This window comes from Arthrobacter sp. CAU 1506 (assembly GCF_005047635.1).
Taxonomy (GTDB): Bacteria; Actinomycetota; Actinomycetes; order Actinomycetales; family Micrococcaceae; genus Crystallibacter.
Window position 1 is genome coordinate 23,517 of sequence record NZ_SUKC01000021.1, and the last position, 23,162, is coordinate 46,678.

Below are 23,162 nucleotides of genomic sequence, written 5' to 3' on the forward strand. Positions count from 1 at the left end.
AATGACCAGCGACAAGACTCACCGCCAGAGTTACGAGGACGGGCTTGCCGCCCGGCGGGAGGTGCTCGGCAACGCCCACGTGGACAAGTCCCTGAGCCAGGTCAGCGAATTCGCCCGCCCCGTGCAGGAACTGGTCACCGAGTACTGCTGGGGCGAAATTTGGACCCGACCGGGCCTGACCCGGGCCACCCGCAGCATGCTCAACCTGGCCATGCTCACCGCCCTGAACCGCAGCCACGAACTGGCCGTCCACGTCCGCGGCGCCCTCACCAACGGGGTCACCGAGGAAGAGATCCAGGAGGTGCTGCTCCAGACGGCCATCTACGTCGGCGTGCCTGCAGCGCTGGAATCCTTCCGCGTGGCCGAGCAGGTCATCAAGGAGTTCAAGGGCCATGAATAACCCCGGCTGCGGCCTGCCTTCCGTCGGCTTCATCGGTCTGGGCAATATGGGCTCTCCCATGTCCGCACGGCTGGCTGCCGCGGGCTATCGAGTCACCGGCTTTGACCTGGACCCCGGCGCGCGGGCCAGGCTGGCTGATGCCGGCGGAACCGCCGTCGAAAGCGCCGCCGACGCCACCCTCGGCGCCGACGTCGTCATCCTGATGCTGCCCAACTCCGCCGTCGTCGAGGCCGTCCTGGCTGAGCCGGAAATGAAGCAGGCGTTGGCGCCTGGCACCACCATCGTGGACATGAGCTCCTCGGATCCGTTGTCCACCCGCAGGCTGGCCGGCGAACTCGCCGCGGTGTCCGTGATTCTGGTCGATGCGCCGGTGTCAGGCGGAGTCAAGGGGGCCCAAACTGGCAAGCTGACCATCATGGCCGGGGGTCCGGAGTCGGCGGTGGCGCAGATCGGTCCGTTGCTGGCACACCTTGGTAGGGCCCGCCGCGCCGGCGAAGTGGGCGCCGGGCACGCGCTCAAGGCCATCAACAACCTGCTCTCGGCCACACACCTCCTGGCCACGGCGGAAGGTGTCCTAGCCGGCGAGCGCTTCGGCCTGGAGCCGGGGTTGATGGTCGAGCTAATCAATAGCTCCAGTGGCCGCAGCGGCTCTACGGACAACAAGTACCCCAACTTCATTCTCCCGGAGACCTTCGATTCCGGGTTCGGCCTGCGTCTGATGCTCAAGGACATGAAGATTGCCACGGACTTGGCTCGGCAGTTGGGCTTCTCCAGCAGGCTGGGCGAGCAGGCGGTGGCCCTCTGGGAGCAGGCGGCCCAGGATCTACCGCCCGCTGCAGACCACACCGAAATCGCCCGCTGGACCGCCGCAGCCGCCCGGGCCGGCCAGGAACAAGGAGAATAACCATGAGCCTCAATGCAGAGAAGCAACGCATCAAGGACGAGATCATCGCCATCCATGGCAGCTGGGACGAGTCCTGGCAGTCCATCTTGGAGCTGCGGTCGGGATTCCTGGCGGCCTACGCGAAGTTCGCTGCCGTTCCGTGGAAGAAGAACCACCTTGATGCCAAGACCAGGGAGTTAATCTACCTGGCCGTCGATGCCGCGGCGACGCACATGCACACCCCGGGCGTTCGCCAGCACATCCGCGCCGCGCTGGCCCACGGCGCCACCCCCGCCGAAATCATGGAGGTCATTGAGCTGACGAGCACGCTAGGAATCCATGCGATGAATATCGGTGTCCCGCTGCTGGTCGAGGTGCTCGAGGAAGCCGGTCTGCGCGATGGGCCCGAACCGCTGACGGAATACCAGGAGGAGCTCAAGGCCCGGTTCACCATGAACCGCGGCTACTGGCATTCGTTCTGGGACGAGATGCTGGAACTGGACCCGGAGATCTTCGAGGCCTATACGGATTTCTCCTCCGTGCCGTGGGAAACCGGCACCTTGGAGCCGAAGGTCAAGGAATTCATCTACGTCGCCTTCGACGCGGCCGCCACCCACCTGTATGTCAAGGGCTGGAAGCTGCACATGAAGAACGCGATCGGCTACGGCGCGACCAAGGAAGAGCTGCTTGAGGTCATGGAGATCGCCAGCGTCATGGGCATGCAGGCTGCCACGGCCGCCTTCCCGATCCTAGCCGAAGAGCTGGCCCGGGCCGGCAGTACCGCGGGTGCCGGCAGTGCACCCGAGCCAGTGCGCTAAGGGCTCGGGCTGAGCACCGGGTAACCATGCCGACACCTACCAATTCTCTGGCCGAGGCTTGGGACGCCAGTCCCGTCGGCCGGGTCGCCGCCCCCCTGCGCGAGCAGGTGACCGCCGCCCTGCGGGAGGCGATCCTTGACTTCCGGCTGAAACCGGGCCGGCGGCTGGTGGAACGGGAACTGATCGAGCAGCTCGACGTCTCCCGCACCACGGTGCGGGAGGCACTGCGGGAGCTGACTGCCGAAGGACTGGTCACCATCGTGCCCCAGAGGGGCGCCATCGTCACCGCTCCGTCGTGGGATGACGCCAGGGATCTGTACGAGGTCCGGGCCGCTTTGGAATCCCGCCTCGTGGAACGGTTCGTGGAGCGGGCATCGAGATCGCAGGAGCTGGCCCTGGCGGCAGCCGTGGAAAGCTTCGCGGAGGCATCCACACGGGAGGCCGGGGTACATGTCGCGCTAACCGCCAAGGACGTCTTCTACGAAGTGCTCCTCGCTGGCGCCGCCAGCCCTGCCCTCCAACAGCTCACCGAGAGCATCCAGGCCCGAGTGCGCGTCCTGCGGGCCACCTCGATGTCCATGCCTGGCCGCAGCAGCAAGGCTGTAGACGAACTGCGCGGCGTCCTCGCAGCCATCCAGTCTCGGGACGGGCAACAGGCGGCGGCCCTGTATGTGGAGCACGTGCGCCAAGCTGCTGAGACCGCATTGCAAAACATGCACGAATTCGACGACGGGCTTCAGCCCGGGAACGGCCAGGAATCATGACCGAGAGCCTCTACTCAAGGTCCGCCCTGTCCACGGGAATCGGAGCCGCGCCCACATCAAACGAACTGGTGGCGCGGGGATCGCGACGCAGGGCCTCTACGGCGAGAAAAGCCATCAAGCGTTCGTTCGCGGAAGCCGGCCGATACAACATCCTGCTTCCGCTCGATACGGCGAGTTCGAATACGGGTTCGCCACGCTTTTGCGGGCCGGTGGAAATTTGGCAGGCGGTCCAACTAGCCGCCAAAGCCGTGGACCTAGCCTTCACCACCGCGGTTCGAGCGACCAGACGCGGCCCACGACTGGAAATGCACCACCGGAACGTGTCCATGTACACGCACATCGCTGCGCGGTCGACGCCATCTACGCTTCCACGGCCCGCTTGATGCTGGACGAAGCGCCGGACAACCTAGGCGGTCGCGCACGCCCGCCACAGCAAACCCTGGACCCCAAGACCAGCTCAAGAAAGAGGAAACACCCATGACACACGCCGGACTGAAGAACAAAGTCGCAATCGTCACCGGCGCCGCCGGCGGCATCGGGCGGGCCACCGTACAGCGGTTGGCCGAAGAAGGCCTCAAGGTGGTCGCCGTCGACCTGGACGTCGAAGCGGCCGAAAAGACCGCGGCGGAACTCCCCGGAGAGATCATCGGCGTCGGCGCCGACGTTGCCACAGAGACCGGCGTCGGACACTACATGGAAGAAGCCCTGAAGGCCTACGGCCGGATTGACTTCCACCACTTGAACGCTGGGATCGCCGGATCGTTAGCCGACCTCGTCGACGTGTCCGTCGAGGAGTGGGACAAGGTCATGGCCGTCAACCTGCGCGGCCCCTTCCTTGGCGTCCGGGCTGCCTTCCGGCAGTACCTGAAGACTGGCACGACCGGTTCCATCGTCGTCACCGCTTCCATCGCCGGCCTTCGCGGCAGCAACGACCTGCTGGCCTACACCACTTCCAAACACGGCGTGATCGGTCTGGTTCATGGTGCTGCCGTCTACGGAGGACCGATCGGAGTCCGCGTGAACGGCATCGCCCCTGGCATCGTGCCCACCAGCATCTTCGGCGAGGCGGGCCGGGCAGATATGGTGCGCCGCGCCGGCACCTCGCCGCTGCGCCGGGCCGGAAGGCCCGAGGAGATCGCGGGCTCTGTGGCTTTCCTGTTCAGCGATGACGCCAGCTACATCACCGGCGAGATCCTCTCCATCGATGGCGGCGCCAATATCCAGAACACGAACCGCAACGCCGGCGGCGCCGGTCTATGGGATGTGGACATCACTGACGCGAAGATCCTAAAGCTGCACGGTGTTCCGTCCAGCTAGCCTTTACAAGGCCCCCGCTCTCGCGCCGATACAAGGAACCTGCCCGGATCGCTACCTCGACCGGGCTGCTGGCGAACGAAGCGCTCTCCCTCTCCGCCGAGGCCCTCTAGATCCTGCAGCAGATGGCCGATGGGACTGGCCCGGCCGATGGTGTATGCGCTCCGGACTGTGACGGCCGCTCCTGCAATCGAATCCCTCACCTTGGATCTGTCCTGCATCCAAAACCTGGGCAAGGGATCACGTTTTCCAGCTGGGAGTCCTTACGGATCAGAATTGCCCTGACCTGGCCCGATGCCCCTAGTTTCCGGCCAGGCGCAGCGGTGGCCCGCTTCATTAGAAGACGCCCGCCGAGATGCGGATGTCTCAAGTGACCTTCGATGACAGAAGTATGATCGTATGACAGAATGACGAAAAGTGTCGTTCTAACAGTAAGGTGAACCCATGCGTGCCGCAGTGCTCCGCGAATTCAACATCCCGATTACGGTGGAAGACGTCGATCTCTTGGACCTGGACCCGCACCGTGTCCTGGTGCAGACCAAGGCGAGCCCCTTCTGCTCCACGGACGTGACCAGCTTTCATGGCAACCTCGGTAAGGTCCCGCCGACCATCCTTGGCCACGCGTCCACCGGTGAAGTCATCGAAGTGGGCACCCAAGTCGAGGGGATCAGGCCGGGGCAGCGGGTAATCATTCCCGGAACCCCCGAATGCGGCAACTGCTACTACTGCGGCATCGGCCGCCCCGACCAGTGCTCGGAGCTGTTCGATATCGGCGGCATCTACCCCGACATCGCGAGAACGGCCGAGGGGCTACCAGTCTCCGCCGCCGGCTGTGTCGGCGGATACGCGGAAATCATGAACGTCTCGAAGAATCAGGTGTTCCCCGTGGAGACGGACTTGCCCTATGATGTCCTGTCCCTGCTAGGTTGCGGCATTACGACGGGGGTTGGCGCGGTATTCAATGTCGCCAAGGTCCAGCCGGGTGATTCAGTGGCCGTGGTCGGTTGCGGACACCTCGGCCTGTGGGTTGTACAGGCAGCCAGACTGGCCGGAGCGGGCCGGATTATCGCCCTCGAACCCCACGCCGGGCGCCGCAGCCTCGCCGGGGAGCTCGGAGCGACTGATCTCGTCGATCCGTCAGTTCAGGACGCCGCGGACGCGGTGAAGTCCTTGACCGCGGGTCGGGGTGCGGACATCGTAATTGAAGCCGCGGGCTCTCCGGATGCCCAGCGCCTGGCTCTGGAGGTCTCCCGGCGCGCTGGGACCGTGGTCTTTAGCGGCTTGGACCAGGCCGGCGCCGAAGTAAAACTGCCGCAGATCCCGCTAGCAGTGCAGAGCAGACAGCTTTTGAGCACGCAGAACGGCAACGTCCGGATGCGGCGCGACCTGCCGCGCTACATCTGCCTGCTTGAACGCGGGATGTTGGACGCCAAGCCGATAATTACGTCCCGTTACTCGCTGGATGACATCAACCTCGCACTGAAGAAATCGGAAAACCTGGACGACTTGTCCGGCATCTTCGTCTTCTAGCCCCACTGCGCCGCCGCGGCCCCGGCAAGCCCGTCCTCGCCGAGCCTCCGACAGGGACTATGCGGCGACCAAAACGATAACTGTGATCTCTTCCACATTCGTTACCCATATGCGTATGATCGTCGTACAAAATGATCGGCTGTTGATTCTCATTGGAGGAACCCCATGACCATGCTTCCCTACCGGACACCCCGCCCGCGATTCACCCGCTTCATCGCCGCCCTCGCCGCTTCCTCCGCCCTCGCTCTTTCGGCATGCGGCAGCGGTGCCGGCCCTTCCACCGCACAGCTTGCAAGCGACGTAGACCCCCATGCCCCGGAGGTCAAGGAGATCACCGGCCTCACGTTCCGAGCCCCGATTGCGGCCGGTTTCATCCAGGCAGAAAAGGGCGGGGTCGCGGCGGACTATGGACTGTCCCTGAAGACCGAATGGATCGAGAGCAGCGCCACTGCGGTCTCCCAAGTGGTCTCCGGGGATGTCCAAATCGCCCAGTCCAGCTACTTCGGGGTCATTGACGCCGCCCGGCAGGGCATCGACGTAGTCATCGTCAGTGAAAGCTACGCCAGCACCCCGGGCGTGCAGTCCCTGGAAACTATGCCAGATTCGGGCATCAAGGAACTGAAGGACCTGATTGGCAAGAAAGTTGCCGTCGTCTCGCTGAACAGCAGCCATGCCGTGAAGATTAAGGACTCAATGATTGAGCAGGGCCTGGACCCGAATGAAGTGGAGTTAGTGGAACTGCCGTACGGAGAGGTACCAGCCGCGCTACAGCAGGGCACTGTCGACGCTTCGAGCGCCACGGGAGCCATTCTTGCCCAGGTCAAGGACAAGCTCAACACCGTTACTGTCTTCGACTACGGGGAGGGCAAGTACGAGGGTATGGCCGAGTCCGGATGGATCATGAAGAAGTCCTTTGTCGAAGAGAACCCGAACACCGTGGCGGCACTGCAGTGTGCGCTGCTCAAGGGCACGAATGCGGTCAAGGATGAGGCCACTTACAAGGCGGTCCTGAAGGAAGACCTCGAATTCAACGACGAGGCCATCGATGCGGATGTCTCCCCCACTTGGGGTGCCGAGATCCGCAAGGAGCCGCTGCAGATAAATGCAGACATGCTGCACGCCATCGGCGCCATCGACGAGGAATTCGACGTCTCCAGCATCACTCTCCCCACCCCCACCAACTGCGACTAGGCCGGGCCGGCCAGCGAATCCTGGAGTAGCGAGCCAGTAATGATAATGTCCACTGAACGACCGCAAGCTGGTACCCGGGGAAACGGTTCCCGGGGTACCCGGAAGGCGGCCGGACGTAGCAACCCTTCCGGTGGCACCCGGAAGCGGAACAGAATATTGGCAGGGACGGCCGGAGTCATCGGCCTCGGCCTGGTCATCGAAGTCGTTTCCCGGGCCGGACTAGTGCACCCGGACTTCCTGCCCCCGTTCTCCACGGTGCTACGGGAATCGGTGCTGATTTGGGGCCGGGAAGATTTCCGCAGTGATGTCCTGTCCACCTTGAGTTCGTACCTGCTCGGCCTAGGCCTTTCGGCCCTCATCGCCGTCCCCCTGGGCGTGCTCTTCGGCCTCTCGGATAAGGCCTACAGGGCGTGCCGCGCGGTCGTTGAACTGATCCGGCCCATCCCTCCGGTGGCGCTGATCCCGCTGGTCGTACTGGTTTTCGGCAACGGCCTGCAGATGAAGCTGGTAATCGTCATCTTCGCCGCCGTTTGGCCCATCCTGTTCAACACGATGTACGGGGTGCACGACGTCGACAAGCAGGGCAAGGAAATGGCCCGCAGCTTCGGTGTCGGCCCTGCCGGGGTGACACGTAGGGTGGTGCTTCCCGGGGCGGCACCATTCATCGCCACCGGTATTCGCGTGTCCTCCTCTATCGCCCTGATTGTGGTCATCACTGTGGAACTGATTGCCGGCGGCGCCGAGGGGGTCGGCGCTTTCATCGCCCGTTCCCGCGCCTCGGGCACGGAAGTCGAACTCGTGTATGCCGGAACGCTGATGGCAGGACTGTTAGGCCTGGTGATGAACATGATCATGAACGCCGCGGAACGTCGCTGGTTTGCCTGGCAGACGACGACGAAGGGAGCCTGAGCAGTGTCCACCACCGTCAAAGAAGTTCACGTCAAGGCGAAGACTGGACAGATCTCAGGCACCGCCGGACGCGTCGGCTCCCGGCTCGCCTACAGTTCCGGATTGCTCGTGGTGCTGCTGCTCCTCTGGCAGCTTGCCACGGCACTCAATCCGTCCCCCTTTTTCCCCACCCCGCTGAAAATCGGCACCCACGCCTGGACAATGTTCTTCAGCACAGCCGGCGGCGGTCTGGCCACCGAAGCCATGACGGTTCACACGTTTCAAACGCTCGGACGGGTCCTGCTCGGGTTCGTGCTGGGCTCGGTCACGGGCGTTTTGGTGGGGACGGCGATCGGGCTGTACCGGATACTCCGGGACGTCGCCGATCCCGTGGTGGAATTCCTGCGTTCCATCCCGGCTACCGCAACCCTGCCGTTGTTTATAGTGCTGCTCGGCGGCGAGGACAGCATGCGGGTCGCCTTCATCGCGTATGGCATTTCGTGGTTCGTGCTGATCAACACTGCAAACGGGGTGGGCTCGATCCACCCCACCCAGTTGGCCATGGGCAAGGCATTCCGGCTCTCGAAACGCCGACAGCTGACAGGCATCATCCTCCCGGCTGCCCTGCCGAAGATCTTTGCCGGGCTGCGGCTGGCGCTCACCGGCGCCCTGATGTTCGCCATCGTGTCCGAATTCATGCTGTCCACCAATGGGATCGGGTTCCAGCTCATCCAGTCCCAAGCCCGTTTCCAAATCCTGGACATGTGGTCCTGGATGCTGCTGCTGGCAGTCCTCGGCCTGCTGCTGAACACCATGCTGGAAATCACCGAAAACCGTCTGCTGGCCTGGCACCGTCTGGCCCGAAGCTAAGGACCGGAACAATGAATACCAATGCCGTCCCCGGCACGCGCGAAACCTTAACCGCCGGCAGCACCGCAGTTACGCCACTGCTCAAGGTCGACAAGGTCACCCACACCTACGGATCGGGCCCTGCGGCCCACACGGCCCTCAAGGAATTGTCCTTCGAGGTCTACCCTCAAGAGTTCGTCTCCATCGTCGGACCTTCCGGCGCCGGCAAAACGACGCTGCTACGCACACTCTCGGGCCTGCTGACACCGACCAGTGGCAGCGTGAGCATCGCAGGCAAAGCTGTCATCGGCGTCCCCGACGGCATGGCCATGGTCTTCCAGGACTACAGCCGTTCCCTGCTGCCTTGGCTGACCATCGAAAAGAACGTCGCCTTCCCGCTTACTAAGGACAGCGGCACGGCCGCCGAGCGCAAGGCCCTCATTGAGGAAAGTCTGGAAGCGGTGGGACTGCAGGGCTTCAACAACCGCTATCCCTGGCAGCTCTCCGGCGGCATGCAGCAGCGCGTGGCCATCGCGCGTGCACTGGCCTACCGGCCGCGGTTGCTGCTGATGGACGAGCCCTTTGCGTCGCTGGATGCCCAGACCCGGGCAGAGCTGGAAGACCTGGTCCTGACCCTACGCCACCGCTACGCCGTCACCGTCCTGTTCGTCACGCACGACATCGACGAAAGCGTCTACCTGGCGGACCGGGTCCTGGTGCTCTCCAAAGCCCCGGCCCGGTTGGTGGAGAACATCGAGGTCACGTTGCCAGAACCGAGGGACCAGATCTCCACCAAGGAAACCGAAACCTTCGTCCAAATTCGTGGACACGTGGCACGCCTGATCCGCAGCGGCGGCGATCTGCCCCAAGCGAGTTGATCCGATGCTCGAAATCAAGTCGGCGATCCTGGAAAAGTTCGGCGTCCCCTTCGAGATTCACGACGTCAGCTTGAAGGATCCGGTAGCGGGCGAAGTAATCGTGCGCACCACCGCGGCCCCGTTCTGCTCCACGGACTGGCTGGGCTGGAAGGCAATGCGGAACAAGCAGCCGCCGGTGATCCTCGGCCATACGGCCGTCGGAATCGTGGAGCACACCGGTACCGGGGTTACGGGCGTGGAGACTGGGGACCGGGTCGTGGTGGCCGGAACCCCGCAGTGCGGCGAGTGCTTCTACTGTGAAATCGACCGTCCCGACCAGTGCGCTGCCCTGCTGGAAATGCCGGAACCGCTGGTCGCGGTAAAGCAGGACGGGACCGAGGTTCGCGCAGCCGGACGAGTCGGCGCCTATGCCGAGTACATACTCGCGAACCAGAACCAGATCTGGAAGCTCGAAAGCGACTTGCCGGCCAGCCAGCTGAGCCTGCTCGGCTGTGGGATCACCACCGGTCACGGAGCGGTCTTCAATGTCGCCCAGGTGCAGCCCGGACAATCCGTCGCCGTAGTCGGCCTCGGCCACCTCGGCCAGTGGATGATTCAGTCTGCCCGGGTGGCCGGAGCCGGGACCATTATCGGCTTGGACCTGGTGCCTGGGAGGCGCGCGCTTGCCTTGCAACTGGGGGCCACGCATGCGTTGGACCCGGCGGACGGAGACCCGGTTGAACAGGTCAAGGCACTGACCGGAGGTCGTGGCGTCGACGTCGCCCTTGAGGCGGCCGGTCCGGAACAGGCCGTCCAGCAGGCAGTCATGATGTCCCGCCGGGCCGGCACCGTTGTGCTGACAGGCGTCCAGCAGTTCCAAGCCGAGGTCTCGCTGCCCCAGCTGGCCCTGGCGATCCAAGGCCGCAAGATCATTGGCTGCCAGAACGGGCAGAGCGTCCTAGGCCGTGACATCCCCCGCTGCGTGGAACTGATGGAGAGCGAACGGTACCTCGCAGCCCCTATCGTGACTGCCGAGTATGCCCTCTCCGAGGTGAACGAGGCCATGTATGCCTCCGGAGAGCTGCGGGACCTTAGCGGAGTGTTCACCTCATTCCGCTAGCGGTGTTTAGGTAAAGGGCATCTCCTGTTGCCCTGCTTGCCTTTGTCATTGTGACCGGGCCCTGGCCACTGTCCAGCGGACAGGCACGTCCAGCTGATCCAGGTCACCGGAGAACCTCTGGCCATGGGCGTCACCAATTTTCTGGTGCGCGCCTCGAAGTTCTCCCTGGCCTTGGCCCCGCCCGGCTCCACGACCTCGCCGGCTATTCCGGCTTGGGGTGGACGGCGCTGGGTGCCAGCATCACCGGGGTCGCGCTGCCAAGCGCAGCCGTCCTCAGCCATGAAATTCCTGCTTAAACGACCATCGAATGGAAGGATCGAAATGATCACCCATACCGTCATCTTCCGACTGAACCGTCCGGCCACCACCGGACAGCGCAAGCAGTTCCTTGAGGCACTGGAGGACTTCGGTCGCGCGGCACCGCACGCCACCGGCCCGGCGTTAGTGCATGCCGATCTGCAGATGCGGCCGGAAGGCCGGAGTGTAAGCGAATTCCTCATGGAAGTACGCTTCGCCGACCCGGACGCGTTCAAGAACTACCTGAATGACCCCAAGCATCAGAGGCTCGTCACCGACGTGCTGGTTCCGCAATGTGAGTCATGGCTGTCAGTCCAGGCTGAAACCAACTGAACGGATCGGGCGCACCAATGGACCACGTCAGACTTGGGACCACTGGCCTGAACGTTTCAGACTGGCGCTTGGGCGCTTGACCTACGGCGATTCGGCACGGGGGGCCTCACAGCTGGACCTTGGGTTAAGCAGAAAACCGGCCTCTTATCCGGCAGGCGCTGGGAGCCGGCATCAACTTTTTGGACACCCCCAACGTGTACTCCGATGGGAGCGGCGAGGAATCCTCGTGCGGGCCTTGGCCGACCTTGCTCGGCGTGACGAAGTGGTGATTGCCACCAAGGCGCACAGACGCAAGCGGCCGGATCCGACATCATCCACCGCTGGGATCCGCACACCCCCATCGAGGGGACGCTCGAGGCTCTACACGACGTGGTCAAGGGCGGCAAGGCCCGGCACCTCGGCGCCTTCTCGATGTGGGGTTGACAGTTCGCAAAAGCCCAATGCATTGCAAGGCTTCACGGCTGGACGCGCTTTGTGAGCATGCAAAACCACTACAACCTGCTCAACCGCGAGGAGGAACGCGAAATGCTTCCGCGTTGCCGTCACCTGGGCGCGGGCGTCACGCCGTGAAGCCCGCTTGCGCGCGGCCTGCTAGCTCGCCCTAAGGGAAGTAGAACGGCACGGCGGGAATCCGATCACTTCGTTAAGCTGCTGTATCAGGACAATGACCGCAGCATTTTCGGGGCGCGCACCAAGGTTTGCCGATGCACGCGGGTTCAGATGACGCATGGCCTGGGTACTCCGCCAGCCAAGCATCACCGCACCCATGATCGTGGCCGGCAGGCCCGACCAACTGGAAGAAGCTGTTTCCGCCCGAAGCCTACAGTTGTCCCGGGAGGAAGTCGCTGCCTTGCAGAGGGCGGATGCTTCGATCGTTTGGTCTGGACTCCGCGGGACATAGGCTATGGGCGAGAAACGCTGTCTAAAAGACAATAGTACTGTTGCCGTGGCGGGCGATACGGTCTTCGCAGTGCCAGGCGACGGCGCGGGAGAGGACCTGGCGTTCGACATCGGCGCCGCGCCGAACGAGATCCGTTGTGGTCTCCGCGTGCGAAACCCTAACGACGTCCTGTTCGATGATAGGGCCTTCGTCGAGGTCCTGTGTGACGTAGTGAGCCGTGGCCCCGATCAGCTTCACACCGCGGTCCTTGGCCTTCTGGTAGGGGCCGGAGCCGATGAAGGCCGGCAGGAAGGAATGGTGGATGTTGATGACCGGGCAGCCCAGCTGATCCAGGAACTCGCCGGAGAGTACCTGCATGTAGCGGGCGAGCACCACCAGGTCCGCGTTGCCGTGGAGCAGTTCGAGCTGGCGGGCTTCGGCTTCGGTCTTGGAATCTTTGCTTACGGGAATGTGCACGAACGGGATCCCGAAGGGGCGGACCTGTTCGGCCAAGTCTGCGTGGTTGGAGACCACCATGGTGATGTCAGCGGCCAGCTCCCCCCGCCGCTGCCGCCAGAGCAGGTCCAGCAGACAGTGGTCGGTCTTGGAAGCCAGGATGGCCACCCGCTTGGGCCGGGAGGCTTCGGTCAGTGTCCAGCTGGCACCAAACGGACCAGCAATGCGCCGGTCCAGCTCGCGTTCTAAGACGGGCACGGCAGCAGCGAGTCCTGGCAGGTGGAAGACGGTCCGTTGGAAGAATTCCCCGCCCTGTGGATCAGTCGAATACTGATCCAGAGAGACGATGTTGGCACCGTGGTCGGCCAGCAACTGTCCGACAGCTGCTACTATTCCCGGTTGATCGGGGCAGCGCACCAGCAGCCGCCCCACCTCCCGCGCCGACGGTGCTGACCCGACCGTAGCCGGAACAGACGCTGATGCGGGTGCCTGTTGCATGAGTGTGTTCACGAAGATTCCTGTTTTGGTAGTAGGGCGCCGAAGCCTGTGCGACGGAGGTTGGAGGCCGCGCCTAGACGGCAACCTGGCCTAGTTCGCTGCGGCGGTTGTCCTGCTTGTAGGGCGCCGGGGCGACAGTGGCGCGGATTAGCTTCTGTCTCGTGCCAGGTTCTCCCCATAGGACCTTGACTCCCGTCCCGGCCTCCGCGTAGCGAGGGTGCACATAGGCGAGCGCGAGCACCTTCCTGAAGTAGTAGCTGTAGCCGGGGGTGGTCGAAGTTCCCACGACGGCGCCGTCTTCGTCTTGGACGGCGTCAGCCCAGGTGAACCAGCGCTGTTGCTGTGGAATGTCAAGGAACGCGTACGGTGCGTCCTGCCCGAAGAGCGAAGCGTAGACATCCACGACGTCCTCACTGTTGAACTCCAAGGTGACCCGCACCCGCTGCGGATCGGCGATTTCCTTCTCCAGCGCCTCCCGCCCGGTGAACTCATGATCGAACTTAACGGACTTGCCCCAGCCCATCGACACCGGCGACTGCAGGTAGTCGTTGAGATCGTCGCTTTCGAAACTGCCGCGGACGGCCGTCTTCAGCCCGTAGCGGTCAAAGTGCTCACCTACCCACTCCTGGAAGCCCTCCGGGCCGGGCGCTTTGAGGTAGTGCCATCCGCCCGTCGGGAATGAGGCCTCCAGGTGGTTGATCATTGCCGTGCGGCGGCCGAGCCTCCGGATTCCAAATTCTTCGCCAGTTTCGAGAATGGCACTCATGACCTGCTCTGCATCTTCGGCTCGGCCATGGAATTCAAAGCCAATTTCCCCCGCCATTCCTTGGCGTACGGCGTAGACCGGCGAACCTGCAATGGTGACGTCTCGGAAGTGCATGAACTTGATGTCCGTCAGGTCCTCGCCCGTCAGCTTCTGGCTCAGAGCCAGCGCGGAGGGGCCGGACACTTGAAACTGGAACGTCTTCTGTTCACGCCAAGTCACCTCGTAGCTGCCTTGCGCCACCAGCCAGGCCGAATAGTGCGCCGTCGCGCCCTGGGTGGCGAACCGGTCCTCGGCCAGTCGGAGCAGGACTCCGTCGCAGATGACCTTGCCGTTGTCATCACACTGAACCAAGTGCTTGGCTTGGCCGATGGCGAACTTTTCGAAGCTATTAATGCTTGAATCCCTGAACACCTTCAGGGCGTCCGGCCCCTCGATGACCACATCCCAGAGGAAGGACCAGTCCCCCACATAGCAGGTCGTTTTCCAGGACAGCTGCTCGTCCTGCCAACTGCTGAATTCCGGTCCGCCCCAGCCGGGGTGGTATGTGCCGTGCTCCCGGCGGTGGGCATCAATAAAGGGGTGCGCCATTGCTTTCTCCTTCGTCTTGTGTTCGTCGTGTTGCGGATCCCTTCACCGGACCGCTGGTGCCTCCGGCACGAAGGCAGGGGGCCTGCTCGCGGAGCGGCAAGCATGACATCAACCATCTGAATTGTATGACAATCTGATAAGATTGTCATAGTGTTCCGCCGCCGCACCATAAGGCCCCGGACCTTGGATTTCATCTCATCCGCCCAAAACAACCGCTTTGGAAAGGGAGACACCTGCCTTGGCGACACATAACTGCAGTTCGAAAAAGGGATCCGGGGGTCGGGAACCGTCCCGCTTTCATATGTGGGGCGGCCTGGCGCTTTCCTTGGTGTCCGGCGCCGCAGTCTCGATACAGTCCTTTACAAACGGGCATCTAGGGCAGGTGATAGGTTCGCCTGCGGCTGCGGCAGCCGTCAACAACGGCACTGCCTTGCTTATTGTCTTGTGTCTTGCACTTGTGAGCGGAGCCGTTACACGCGCGTGGCGCGAACTGCGTTCCGGGCGAAACCCTGTGCGCATTTGGTGGTTCTTCGGCGGGCTAATCGGGGCAACTGCCGTCTTTGCCAACGCCATGTCAGCTCCCGTCCTCGGCGTTGCCCTACTTGCCGTTGCCATGGTCCTCGGCAAACTGATCGGGAGCCTGGTGACGGATGCCCTCGGCCTCGGTCCGGCCGGCCGACAACTGCCTACACCGCAGCGCATGGCCGGCGCCGCCTGTGCCTTGGCTGGTGTCGTCATTAGCGCCGTGGGTCATGCCGGGCAGATCCCACTGGTCCTGGTCGTGTTCCTCGTAGCGGTGGGGGCCTTGGTGTCGATCCAGCAGGCAGGCAATGCCCATTTGGCGCAGGCCACTGGCGAGCCCTTGGCCATGGGACTGGTCAACTTTGTCGGCGGCGCCGCCGCCCTGTCCATCCCCGTTGCCATAATTGCGGTCGATGGAGGAACGCTTGGACCCGTCCCGTCCTGGGGCTGGGTGGGCGGAGCGCTGGGGGCAGGGATCGCCATTGCCAGCGCCCTTGCCGCCTACACCGTCGGGGTGCTGCGGCTTGTTCTTGGCATGATTGCGGGCCAGAGCGCCATAGGCCTGCTCCTGGACCTCGCCTTTCCCCGTTCCGGTTCTGGGGTCACGGCGCCGACGCTGGCCGGAGTTCTGCTTGCATGCGGCGCCGTGCTGATCGCCAATCTGCCGGTGGGCGATCGGGCCTCCGGCCGGGTGCCCGCAGCTTCAGGGACGAATGCGGGCGAGCGGACATGATCACCCGCAGCGTCGTCCGCCTCAGCCGGGCCTCGGTCCGGGTTTCGGTGCAGGTGCCGCAGGTCTGCGGGCGGGTAGCGTGGCGTGCACCAGTCCACAGCGGGCACGCCTGTCCTCGCTGCGTCCCGCCGGGCGAGCCATCGGGCGAACTCTCACCACGGGCCCCTTGTCCCGCCTAGGTCGAATAGCCACGGCGCCCCGAGCGGCCTGCCCAACTCACTCCGGTCTTGCAGCCGCGCAGTGGGCGGCTGCAAGACCGGGGCCTGCAGTCTTCGTGCCTCCGGCTGGCCTCTGTCGCTAGCTGCCACGAGACATGGACGGACTGCATGGAATAGCATGTGAGATTGTATGATGTTCATCCAATCCTAGGGATTACTAGAGGCACCATGTCCACTTCAACGAACTCACTAGCCGATGCCTGGGCGGCGAGCCCGGTGGGCCGGATCGCTGCGCCTCTACGCGAGCAGGTTATCCAGGCCTTACGCGCCGCGATCTTGGATTTCCGGCTAAAGCCGGGCCAGCGACTCGTTGAGCGGGAACTGATTGAACAGCTCGGAGTCTCGCGCACCACCGTCCGGGAAGCACTGCGGGAACTTACCTCGGAGGGGCTCGTTACCGTGGTGCCGCAAAAGGGCGCCATCGTCAGCGCACCCTCCTTGGAAGAGGCCCGAGACCTTTACGAAGCAAGGGCAGCCCTGGAAGCGGTGGTGGTGAGGCGATTTGCCGAACGGGCATCCAAATCACAGATAATGAAGCTAGCGGCCGCGGCGGAAAGCTTTGCCGAGGTGGCCGAGGCCGGCGGTGATGCCGCCAGCGTACTGACTGCCAAGGACGTATTCTACGACGTCCTCATCGACGGCGCCGGCAGCGCGGTCCTGCAGCAGCTCACGGAGGGCATTCAGGCGCGCGTCCGCGTGCTCCGCGCGGTGGCCATGCCTGCCGAAGGCCACTCCGCTGCGGTAGAGGAATTGCGCGGCATTGTTGAAGCCATCCAGCGCGGCGACGGTGAGCGCGCCGGAACGTTGTATTCTCGCCACATTCTTCGCGTTGTCGAGCGGGCGCTGCAGAGTCTGGAGGAAGCCGAGGGATCCTAGGGGGCGTACCGCCAAGGCTGGTGCTGACCTAGCGAGCACGATGACGAAGAGGCAACCCCGCCCGTCAATGCGCGCTGAAAAGTGATGTGAGCACTCAAGCCGGTTTTGCGCGGCCACCCTGTCCCCGTCCGCTGCCTCACATCGGGAAGGGCAGGAAGATGAGGCGCGGCCCGCCGCTTCCGGCGCGAGCCTCCCACCTGCACTTCAGAGTTGCCCCTCCGGCTTGCGGACACCGGTCACCTACATTCATCGAGGACGGCCCCGGATCGAGATCGCTCCCTGCGTTCAACACGTCGGGAACCATGATGTGCGTCCGGGCGCTGTTCGCTGGCCACCTCACACGGCGGGAATCTTGGGTACTGGGACGGCCCACATCGGGTCGGTGTCGCCTTGTGTTCCGGCGTATGAACAGGTCCACGCGTTTGGGTGGCTATGCCGGACGCAGAACCTGCACCCGACCCGCCGGTGGAAGGGGGTGCTGTAAATCCCCACTCGTCGCTGGTCCAGACTTCCCGGCAGGGAGCTCCGGCACACCATTCAACACCGGATCGAACGTTCCAGGGCGGTAGATTACGGGGTTCCGCTTACGGAAGCCTCTGCAGGATGCTGGGTCATGACCAGCTTGCTTCGAGGGGACCCATCGGCGGCGGACCCCGGTTGTGTTCACCCGGACAGATGCCAGGGACCTTTTCTATGCTGATCAGGCCCATTACCCTGCGAGTCTTCGGTCCTGACTCCAGCTAGCCCCTTTCTGGGAGTGCTGCTTGCATCTCTGCAGGCCCTTGGCTGACTTTGGTCTGCCAGAGGCCAGCAGTTACCTCACCCCCGGGGCCAAATGGATCAGCGGGACGCATGCAGCGCGCCGCAGCTCCCAGTTCTCAAGGAGCGGATCGGGCGCTGCATGCGTGGGAGAAGCCCTAGAACGTCAGAGGCTGGCCAAAGTGGAAACGTGAAACTGCGCCGTAAGTGACGTCCCACTGTGCCGCAATGTGTGTCTTGTACATAGCAACATCGCGGTAGTACTTCTCCATGGCAGAGCCGCGTTTGGCGGAGCTAGAGCCGGCAGTTGAAAAGGCCAACTCCACGGCGTCGTTGGCCAAGCGTGCAGCTTGCTGGACTACGGCCCGCAACCGTGCATCCTGCTCTGGAGTGAACTCCTCGCCCGTTGCCTCCCACCGGCGGCCTAGTTCTGCATACTGGCGAACTCCTGCCAGCAGCAGCGTCTCGGCGGAATCCGCCAATGCCAGTAGGCGCCCGAACCAGCGATGGTACTCGGGAGCTTCCAGCCGCGGCAGGCGCGGCGGGAAGCTGGCCTGCCGGGCCTCCATCAGCTTCTCAAACTCATCGACGGCCGCCCAGGCCGCGCCGATCTGGGTAGCGACCAGTTCCGCATTGAAGTATGTCATGGTACGGCCCAGGTACATAGGGTTCTTGTGCAGTTGGTATCCGACCGTCCCCTCCGCACCCAGTACATGCTCGCGGAAGTCGTAGACAATACTGAGGTGGTCGGGGACGAAGGCGTCCTCGATTTTCACCGAGTTGGAGCTGGACGCTCGCATGCCGATGGTCTTGTCGCCCCCCCAGTCATCCAACACTGTGTAGTCACTGCGCGGAAGCGCAAACATTCGCAGCCCCAGTGCCTCCCCGTCCGCTGTGAAGGTGGGAGCCACCACAAGCACGTGTGTGCTCCACATTGACCCCGAGCAGTAGTCCCAGGTGCCGGTGAGGCGGTAGCCGCCGTCGGCGACGGTAGCTCTGCCCGAAGGTATCGTCCGCCCTGGCGCGATGAATGTCCCGTCGCGGAACAGCTCCTGCTGACCCTGCTCGCCGTAGAACGAGCCCACATGGAATGCGTGGCCGGCACCCAAGACAAAGGACCAACCCACACCCGGGTCGCCGCGGGAGATCTCAACGCCCACCCGTACGAAATCATCGATCCCCAACTCCAGTCCCCCGAAGCGGCGGGGCTGGAGGATGCGATAGAAGCCCGCCTCCAGGAATTCCTGGTGAATTTCCTCCGAGTAGCCACCCAGCTGTTCGTGCTCGGCCTGCATCTTGCGGAGCCGAGGGCGCAGATCTGTTGCCCGAGCAACTAGTTCATCTGGAGTGGGACCGGCTTGCCCCCGGCCCGCGGCAGGCCAAGTCGGCGTGTAAAGACTCGTGGTCATCAGAAGCTCCTAGGGATCACACGATGGATTGTATGACGATACTATAATCATGTGACCTGCGACGCCAGTTGTGATTTTTTCTCTCGAATGCGCGCCGTGGCAGCTTCGTCCACCTTCAGCCCCTCCGGGTCCATTTCCGGGTCGCCGATCAGTACCACGCCATAGTCCAGTGCCGCTCCCTCTACCGAGACGTACCCATCCCGAACGTCGGTGAGGACCTTGGCTGTGTCACGGGTCATCGGATTTCCCCAGCCGCCACCGGCATTTGTCAGGTAGCGCAGCACGGAGTTGGCCACCGACCGGTTCGCCCCGGGACGGAACGGATAGATGAAAGTTCCGGTCTCGGAAGGCAGGTTTGTGGCGGCATCTATCACCCCTGCCCAAGCCTCACCCTGGCCGAACGATTCAATCGTCGCGTCCGGCTCCTGAAATGAGCCATCGGCGGCAGGAGGGAACATCCAGATTCCCCCACGGCGTCCATCCTGACCGCCGTTCACCCCAAAACCGGCCACGCTCTTGTATCGCAGCTCCGTCAGCGAGTGACTGGCATCAAGAATCCATAAGGTGTCGCGGATCATGCTGGCACCGCCCCGGAAGTGGCCGGGGCCTGCCGAATCAATTCGCGGCTCGTGCCGGAGGATCACCGCCGGACTGTCCTTTTCAATCGCTTCCACGGCCGGAGCGACACCGTTTGCCAAGTAGCTCATGCACTGGCTATCGGCGTCCCCGAACTGGTTTGCGCCATAAGGGCCAATCTCGCCGCCGCATTGCAGCGCCGAGACCCAGGGTGTCCCGTTCTCATACGTTCCGAAAGCGGTGTGGATATCGGTGCTGCCGCGGTCGCCGGCCAGCGCGGCCGGTCCAAGCGCCGCCGAGAGTGCCTTCAACAATGCGCTCAGAGCCGCCGTGGACTGTTCGAAATACATAAAAACGCACCCGTCGGGCGGCAGCGCCGAAAGCATGGTGCCTTCGGGCAGAATGATGTCGACGTCCCTGTACAAGCCGGAATTGAACCTGCCGTGCGGGTCAAAGAGGTACTTGAGGGTGATCCCCACGCTGGTCTTGGTGTCCCAAGAGGTGGCGTTGATAGAACTGCGGGCCTGCCGTGAGGTTCCGGAAAAGTCCACTTCAATGCGGCTGCCCCGCTTACGGACGGCCACTTCGATCGTATAGTCCTCGCTGTCGTCCACGCCGTCGCAGTCGATCCGCTCCGAGCCCGTCCAATCTCCGTCAGGCAGTACCGCCAGGGAAGTCGACATATGCTCAGCGCCCAGGTCACAGACGTACTCCATCGTCCCGTGGACCGCACCAAGGCCGTAGCGTTCAATGGATTCCAGGACCAGCCTCTCCCCCAGCTCCAGGCTGGAGCACACCGTCTGCATGTCCGGATAAAGGATCTCGGCCATTCTGACGTTGTCGAAGATAACGTTCCAGGACTCCGCCACCGGCTCGCCCCCGCGGATCAGTAGCCGCGGCGAGAGGACCAGGCCGTTTTCATAGACGTTCTGCTTTGAGGCGCTAAAGCCGCCGGGCACAGTGCCGCCCATGTCCAACTGATGCGCGTTCAAGTTCACGAAGGCCGCGATTTCGCCGTGGTGGAACACGGGGCGTACGAACAGCAGGTCGTTGTTATGGTTGCCGGTGCGGTAGGGGTCGTTGGCGATCAGCACGTCGCCAGGCTGAAGCCGATCCGCACCGAATTCCTCAACCATATTGGCCACGGCATCAATGGTGGTGCCGGCCATCAGGACGATCCCATTGCTGGCCGCCGGCACTTGGTAACCCAGTGACGGCGGACCACTGATCGTGCAGGCAAGGTCGTAGAAGTCCCGCAAAATCGGAGAGAATGCACCGGTCAACAGGCGGACGCTCATGTGCTCCACGAGATAGTCGAAGCGGTTGCTCAGGACGGTGGCGGTGTAGCGGTCGCACCCGTAACGGGCGGCGAACTCCTCTTCATTCAGATCCCGGATAAGGGCCACTCCGACAGGGCGGCTTTCGCTAGTGAGTGTCATTCCTGACCCATCCTTTCAATCACAATCTCTGAGCAGAGCCCGATCCGCGCCTGCTGCCCGGGCAGGATGTAGGTGGTCGACAGGTCCTCGCGGATGACCGCCGGCCCCTGTACCGTGGCGCCGACGGACAGCTTCTCCCTCAGGTACTCACGGGCCTGAACCGGACCGTCGGCGACATAGTCGAGGGTGAAAACCCGTTCCGGTTCGGCAGCGAACGGCGCTGCCGCGTCTGCGGGGATGTACTCAACCTTGTCCGCGGGGACGACGAGTTCCACCCGATAGGTCACACCCTCGACTGGAATCTGGTCGAAGCGGTTGCCGTTGCGCTCCTCGTAAACATCATGGAAGGCGCCGACCATCTCACCTATGGTTCCGGCTGTGATGTCGCCGTCGGGAATCCGAATGAAAGGGGTTTCCCAGCTCTGGCCGAGCAGCCGGCCGTCGAAGCTTCTGCGGACAGGAAGCCCCTCGGCGACGGCACCCACACGGTCCCGCAGCACCTGTTCCATCTCGCCAAAGACTCCGGCGATTTGCTCCGCGCTGTCTGAGGAGAGCACCACGTAGGCGCTGCGGGAATCGTAGAATACCTGGTCGGTGGACAGCAGGCCCAAGGCCGAGAAGAGGCCGGGATACGGCGGGATCACCGCGTTCTTGAGCGGTAACAAATCCAGAACGGCCGGCAGCAGCATCGGTCCGGCTGCACCGTAGGACATGAGGGAGAAATCTCGAATGTCCACGCCGTGGCGGACGGCGACGTTGAGGATTTCCTCGGCCATGTGGGCCACGGCCAAACGGTAGGCAGAGCGTATCCGCTCCTCGAAAGCCACCGGCGTGTCCAGTGCTGCGAAGGCCTGCTGTGCCGCTACCTTGTCCAGTTTCATCTCGCCGCCGGCGAACGATTCCCCGTCGAGGATGCCCATCAGAAGACAGGCATCGGTAACTGCCGGCACCGTACCGCCGCGACCGTAGCAGGCCGGTCCTGGCTCGGCTCCCGCCGACCCGGGACCTACTTGGATGCCGCCTGCCGGGGAAACGCTGACCAGGCTCCCGCCGCCAGCTCCCACGCTGGAGACCTCGGTGGAGAGGGCGTTTATCACCATGTCGTGTTCGAGTTCGAAGGTGTTCTGAATGAACGGTTTGCCGTCCACAATCAGTGACACGTCCGTGGAAGTACCGCCCACGTCGGCGCACAACAGATTGCGTTCGCCAAGGGCCTCACCGAGACGGGCGCTGGAGATGGTGCCGGCTGCAGGCCCCGCGAAAACAATCCGAAATGGCTTGTTCAGGGCTTCTTCCCAGGGCAGCAAGGTGGCCGCACAGTCAGCAAAGTTCAGCTCGCCGTCGAACCCTAGGTCCCTCAGGTCCCGGTTCAAACGGGTCGAATATTCTGTGAAAAGGAGTTTCATTATGACATCGATGACGGTCGTGGAGGCCCTGGCGTACTCCTTGGCCAGAGGGGACGTTTCGGAGGAAATGGAAACCGGAAATCCTTCTCCGAACGCCTGCCGCACCAGTTCTCGCAGGCGGATCTCATGGCTCGGGTTGACGTAACCGTTAATCGTGCAGATGGCAATGCCTTCAACATTGCACTTCTTCAAAACCGCCAACTGGCTGCGGGCGTGTTCCTCGTCCAACGGGATCAGCACGCTGCCGTCCGCCTTGATACGCTCCTTAACCCCGCGCCGCAGATACCGGGGAATCAGCGGCCGGCTGGCATCGCCGAAGGAGCGGCGCCAGGCAGGGTCCGTTTGCGCGTCGAGTGGCCTGTGGACGGTCCCGCGGTCCAGCACGTCGCGGAACCCCTCGGTGGTCAGGTATGCCACCTTGGGCAACCGCCGCTCGATCACCGCGTTAAGGCCCATGGTGCTCGCATGGTTGAACGTGGAACTGCCCGCCACGTTCAGTCTCCGGGCACCCTCCACGACGGGTGCGGAGGGATTCGTACGACTGCTGGGCACCTTGGTGACCGAAATCGCGCCATCCCGGACGGCGACCACATCCGTAAAAGTTCCCCCAACGTCAACTCCGAACATCTGCGGCCTCCTTGTGGTCCGATTCGTGATGTTTGAACCCCTCAGGCGGTCCTTCCATCAAGGTCGCGCCGACCATTGGCCGGAACACCCCCAGTCGCGGCGCACGCACTCGCTCCAGCGACTTCAGGCAGTCTTGACATTTCACGACATCCCACCAACCGCCCT

The 23,162-nt window shown here is 63.4% G+C and carries 19 protein-coding genes and 1 pseudogene; 15 read left to right on the top strand and 5 right to left on the bottom strand.

The genetic code is table 11. From position 1 onward, the window contains the following. Nucleotide 1: 1 nt before the first annotated feature. The 13 genes and pseudogenes from pcaC to E4J89_RS19930 all read left to right on the top strand — a co-directional run bounded on the left by pcaC (nt 2) and on the right by E4J89_RS19930 (nt 11,814). Nucleotides 2-400 (top strand): 4-carboxymuconolactone decarboxylase, encoded by a 399-nt coding sequence (gene pcaC, locus E4J89_RS17710; protein ID WP_136787536.1) that lies wholly within the window; start codon nt 2-4, stop codon nt 398-400. Continuing rightward, on the top strand, nt 393-1,304 hold the full coding sequence (locus tag E4J89_RS17715) for an NAD(P)-dependent oxidoreductase (protein WP_136787537.1): 912 nt from the start codon (nt 393-395) through the stop codon (nt 1,302-1,304). Before pcaC ends, E4J89_RS17715 begins: the two co-directional genes overlap by 8 nt. 2 nt (nt 1,305-1,306) lie before the next feature. Further along, nucleotides 1,307-2,101, top strand: coding sequence for a carboxymuconolactone decarboxylase family protein (locus tag E4J89_RS17720; protein WP_136787538.1), 795 nt, complete (start codon nt 1,307-1,309; stop codon nt 2,099-2,101). Nucleotides 2,102-2,127: 26 nt separating this feature from the next. Then, entirely contained in the window at nt 2,128-2,865 is a 738-nt protein-coding gene (locus tag E4J89_RS17725) for a GntR family transcriptional regulator (RefSeq protein WP_136787539.1), read from the top strand. 477 nt (nt 2,866-3,342) lie between these two features. Beyond that, a complete protein-coding gene (locus E4J89_RS17730) occupies nt 3,343-4,182 on the top strand; it encodes an SDR family oxidoreductase (RefSeq protein WP_136787540.1) in 840 nt (279 codons plus the stop codon). 441 nt (nt 4,183-4,623) lie between these two features. Beyond that, on the top strand, nt 4,624-5,709 hold the full coding sequence (locus E4J89_RS17735) for a zinc-binding dehydrogenase (protein ID WP_136787541.1): 1,086 nt from the start codon (nt 4,624-4,626) through the stop codon (nt 5,707-5,709). A 165-nt stretch (nt 5,710-5,874) separates the two neighbouring features. Further along, nucleotides 5,875-6,900, top strand: coding sequence for an ABC transporter substrate-binding protein (locus E4J89_RS17740; protein WP_136787542.1), 1,026 nt, complete (start codon nt 5,875-5,877; stop codon nt 6,898-6,900). A 156-nt stretch (nt 6,901-7,056) separates the two neighbouring features. Further along, nucleotides 7,057-7,809, top strand: coding sequence for an ABC transporter permease (locus E4J89_RS17745; protein WP_169304059.1), 753 nt, complete (start codon nt 7,057-7,059; stop codon nt 7,807-7,809). Nucleotides 7,810-7,812: 3 nt separating this feature from the next. Then, nucleotides 7,813-8,658, top strand: a complete 846-nt coding sequence (locus E4J89_RS17750; protein ID WP_136787544.1) for an ABC transporter permease — start codon at nt 7,813-7,815, stop codon at nt 8,656-8,658. An 11-nt stretch (nt 8,659-8,669) separates the two neighbouring features. After that, the gene (locus tag E4J89_RS17755) at nt 8,670-9,515 is read left to right on the top strand and encodes an ABC transporter ATP-binding protein (protein WP_205754533.1); all 846 of its coding nucleotides are present in this window, start codon (nt 8,670-8,672) and stop codon (nt 9,513-9,515) included. A gap of 4 nt (nt 9,516-9,519) precedes the next feature. Then, nucleotides 9,520-10,614 (top strand): zinc-binding dehydrogenase, encoded by a 1,095-nt coding sequence (locus tag E4J89_RS17760; protein WP_136787545.1) that lies wholly within the window; start codon nt 9,520-9,522, stop codon nt 10,612-10,614. Between the two features lie 123 nt (nt 10,615-10,737). After that, the gene (locus E4J89_RS17765) at nt 10,738-11,244 is read left to right on the top strand and encodes a Dabb family protein (RefSeq protein ID WP_136787546.1); all 507 of its coding nucleotides are present in this window, start codon (nt 10,738-10,740) and stop codon (nt 11,242-11,244) included. Nucleotides 11,245-11,613: 369 nt separating this feature from the next. Next, nucleotides 11,614-11,814: pseudogene (locus tag E4J89_RS19930) on the top strand (aldo/keto reductase). 352 nt (nt 11,815-12,166) lie between these two features. Here the strand turns inward: E4J89_RS19930 and purU are convergent. Continuing rightward, on the bottom strand, nt 12,167-13,090 hold the full coding sequence (gene purU, locus E4J89_RS17775) for a formyltetrahydrofolate deformylase (RefSeq protein ID WP_240691974.1): 924 nt from the start codon (nt 13,088-13,090) through the stop codon (nt 12,167-12,169). Between the two features lie 61 nt (nt 13,091-13,151). Further along, nucleotides 13,152-14,432, bottom strand: a complete 1,281-nt coding sequence (locus E4J89_RS17780) for a glycine cleavage T C-terminal barrel domain-containing protein (protein ID WP_136787547.1) — start codon at nt 14,430-14,432, stop codon at nt 13,152-13,154. 301 nt (nt 14,433-14,733) lie between these two features. On the opposite strand from E4J89_RS17780, the gene E4J89_RS17785 reads away from it, so the two are divergent. Together E4J89_RS17785 and E4J89_RS17790 are read left to right on the top strand one after the other, a co-directional pair. Then, nucleotides 14,734-15,687, top strand: coding sequence for a DMT family transporter (locus E4J89_RS17785; RefSeq protein WP_240691975.1), 954 nt, complete (start codon nt 14,734-14,736; stop codon nt 15,685-15,687). A 386-nt stretch (nt 15,688-16,073) separates the two neighbouring features. Then, nucleotides 16,074-16,781 carry a GntR family transcriptional regulator gene (locus E4J89_RS17790; protein ID WP_136787549.1) on the top strand — a complete coding sequence of 236 codons (708 nt, stop codon included), beginning with the start codon at nt 16,074-16,076 and terminating at the stop codon, nt 16,779-16,781. 917 nt (nt 16,782-17,698) lie between these two features. Here E4J89_RS17790 and E4J89_RS17795 read toward each other — a convergent pair. From E4J89_RS17795 to E4J89_RS17805, 3 genes are all read right to left on the bottom strand, one after another. Beyond that, complete coding sequence (locus E4J89_RS17795; RefSeq protein WP_205754534.1) at nt 17,699-18,835, bottom strand: hypothetical protein; 1,137 nt, start codon at nt 18,833-18,835, stop codon at nt 17,699-17,701. A 161-nt stretch (nt 18,836-18,996) separates the two neighbouring features. Beyond that, nucleotides 18,997-20,964, bottom strand: coding sequence for a hydantoinase B/oxoprolinase family protein (locus E4J89_RS17800; RefSeq protein ID WP_136787551.1), 1,968 nt, complete (start codon nt 20,962-20,964; stop codon nt 18,997-18,999). After that, nucleotides 20,961-22,997, bottom strand: a complete 2,037-nt coding sequence (locus tag E4J89_RS17805; protein WP_136787552.1) for a hydantoinase/oxoprolinase family protein — start codon at nt 22,995-22,997, stop codon at nt 20,961-20,963. The genes E4J89_RS17800 and E4J89_RS17805 overlap by 4 nt, the downstream gene beginning before the upstream one ends. Nucleotides 22,998-23,162: the final 165 nt, after the last annotated feature.

Excerpts from the sequence above, each read along its gene's own strand:
- E4J89_RS17800 (WP_136787551.1), bottom strand. The coding sequence starts at position 20,964 with ATGACACTCACTAGCGAAAGCCGCCCTGTCGGAGTGGCCCTTATCCGG.
- E4J89_RS17780 (WP_136787547.1), bottom strand. The coding sequence starts at position 14,432 with ATGGCGCACCCCTTTATTGATGCCCACCGCCGGGAGCACGGCACATAC.
- E4J89_RS17765 (WP_136787546.1), top strand. The coding sequence starts at position 10,738 with ATGGGCGTCACCAATTTTCTGGTGCGCGCCTCGAAGTTCTCCCTGGCC.
- pcaC (WP_136787536.1), top strand. The coding sequence starts at position 2 with ATGACCAGCGACAAGACTCACCGCCAGAGTTACGAGGACGGGCTTGCC.
- E4J89_RS17720 (WP_136787538.1), top strand. The coding sequence starts at position 1,307 with ATGAGCCTCAATGCAGAGAAGCAACGCATCAAGGACGAGATCATCGCC.
- E4J89_RS17715 (WP_136787537.1), top strand. The coding sequence starts at position 393 with ATGAATAACCCCGGCTGCGGCCTGCCTTCCGTCGGCTTCATCGGTCTG.
- E4J89_RS17740 (WP_136787542.1), top strand. The coding sequence starts at position 5,875 with ATGACCATGCTTCCCTACCGGACACCCCGCCCGCGATTCACCCGCTTC.
- E4J89_RS17790 (WP_136787549.1), top strand. The coding sequence starts at position 16,074 with ATGTCCACTTCAACGAACTCACTAGCCGATGCCTGGGCGGCGAGCCCG.
- E4J89_RS17735 (WP_136787541.1), top strand. The coding sequence starts at position 4,624 with ATGCGTGCCGCAGTGCTCCGCGAATTCAACATCCCGATTACGGTGGAA.
- E4J89_RS17785 (WP_240691975.1), top strand. The coding sequence starts at position 14,734 with ATGTGGGGCGGCCTGGCGCTTTCCTTGGTGTCCGGCGCCGCAGTCTCG.
- E4J89_RS17795 (WP_205754534.1), bottom strand. The coding sequence starts at position 18,835 with ATGCAGGCCGAGCACGAACAGCTGGGTGGCTACTCGGAGGAAATTCAC.
- E4J89_RS17730 (WP_136787540.1), top strand. The coding sequence starts at position 3,343 with ATGACACACGCCGGACTGAAGAACAAAGTCGCAATCGTCACCGGCGCC.
- E4J89_RS17725 (WP_136787539.1), top strand. The coding sequence starts at position 2,128 with ATGCCGACACCTACCAATTCTCTGGCCGAGGCTTGGGACGCCAGTCCC.
- E4J89_RS17760 (WP_136787545.1), top strand. The coding sequence starts at position 9,520 with ATGCTCGAAATCAAGTCGGCGATCCTGGAAAAGTTCGGCGTCCCCTTC.
- E4J89_RS17755 (WP_205754533.1), top strand. The coding sequence starts at position 8,670 with ATGAATACCAATGCCGTCCCCGGCACGCGCGAAACCTTAACCGCCGGC.
- E4J89_RS17805 (WP_136787552.1), bottom strand. The coding sequence starts at position 22,997 with ATGTTCGGAGTTGACGTTGGGGGAACTTTTACGGATGTGGTCGCCGTC.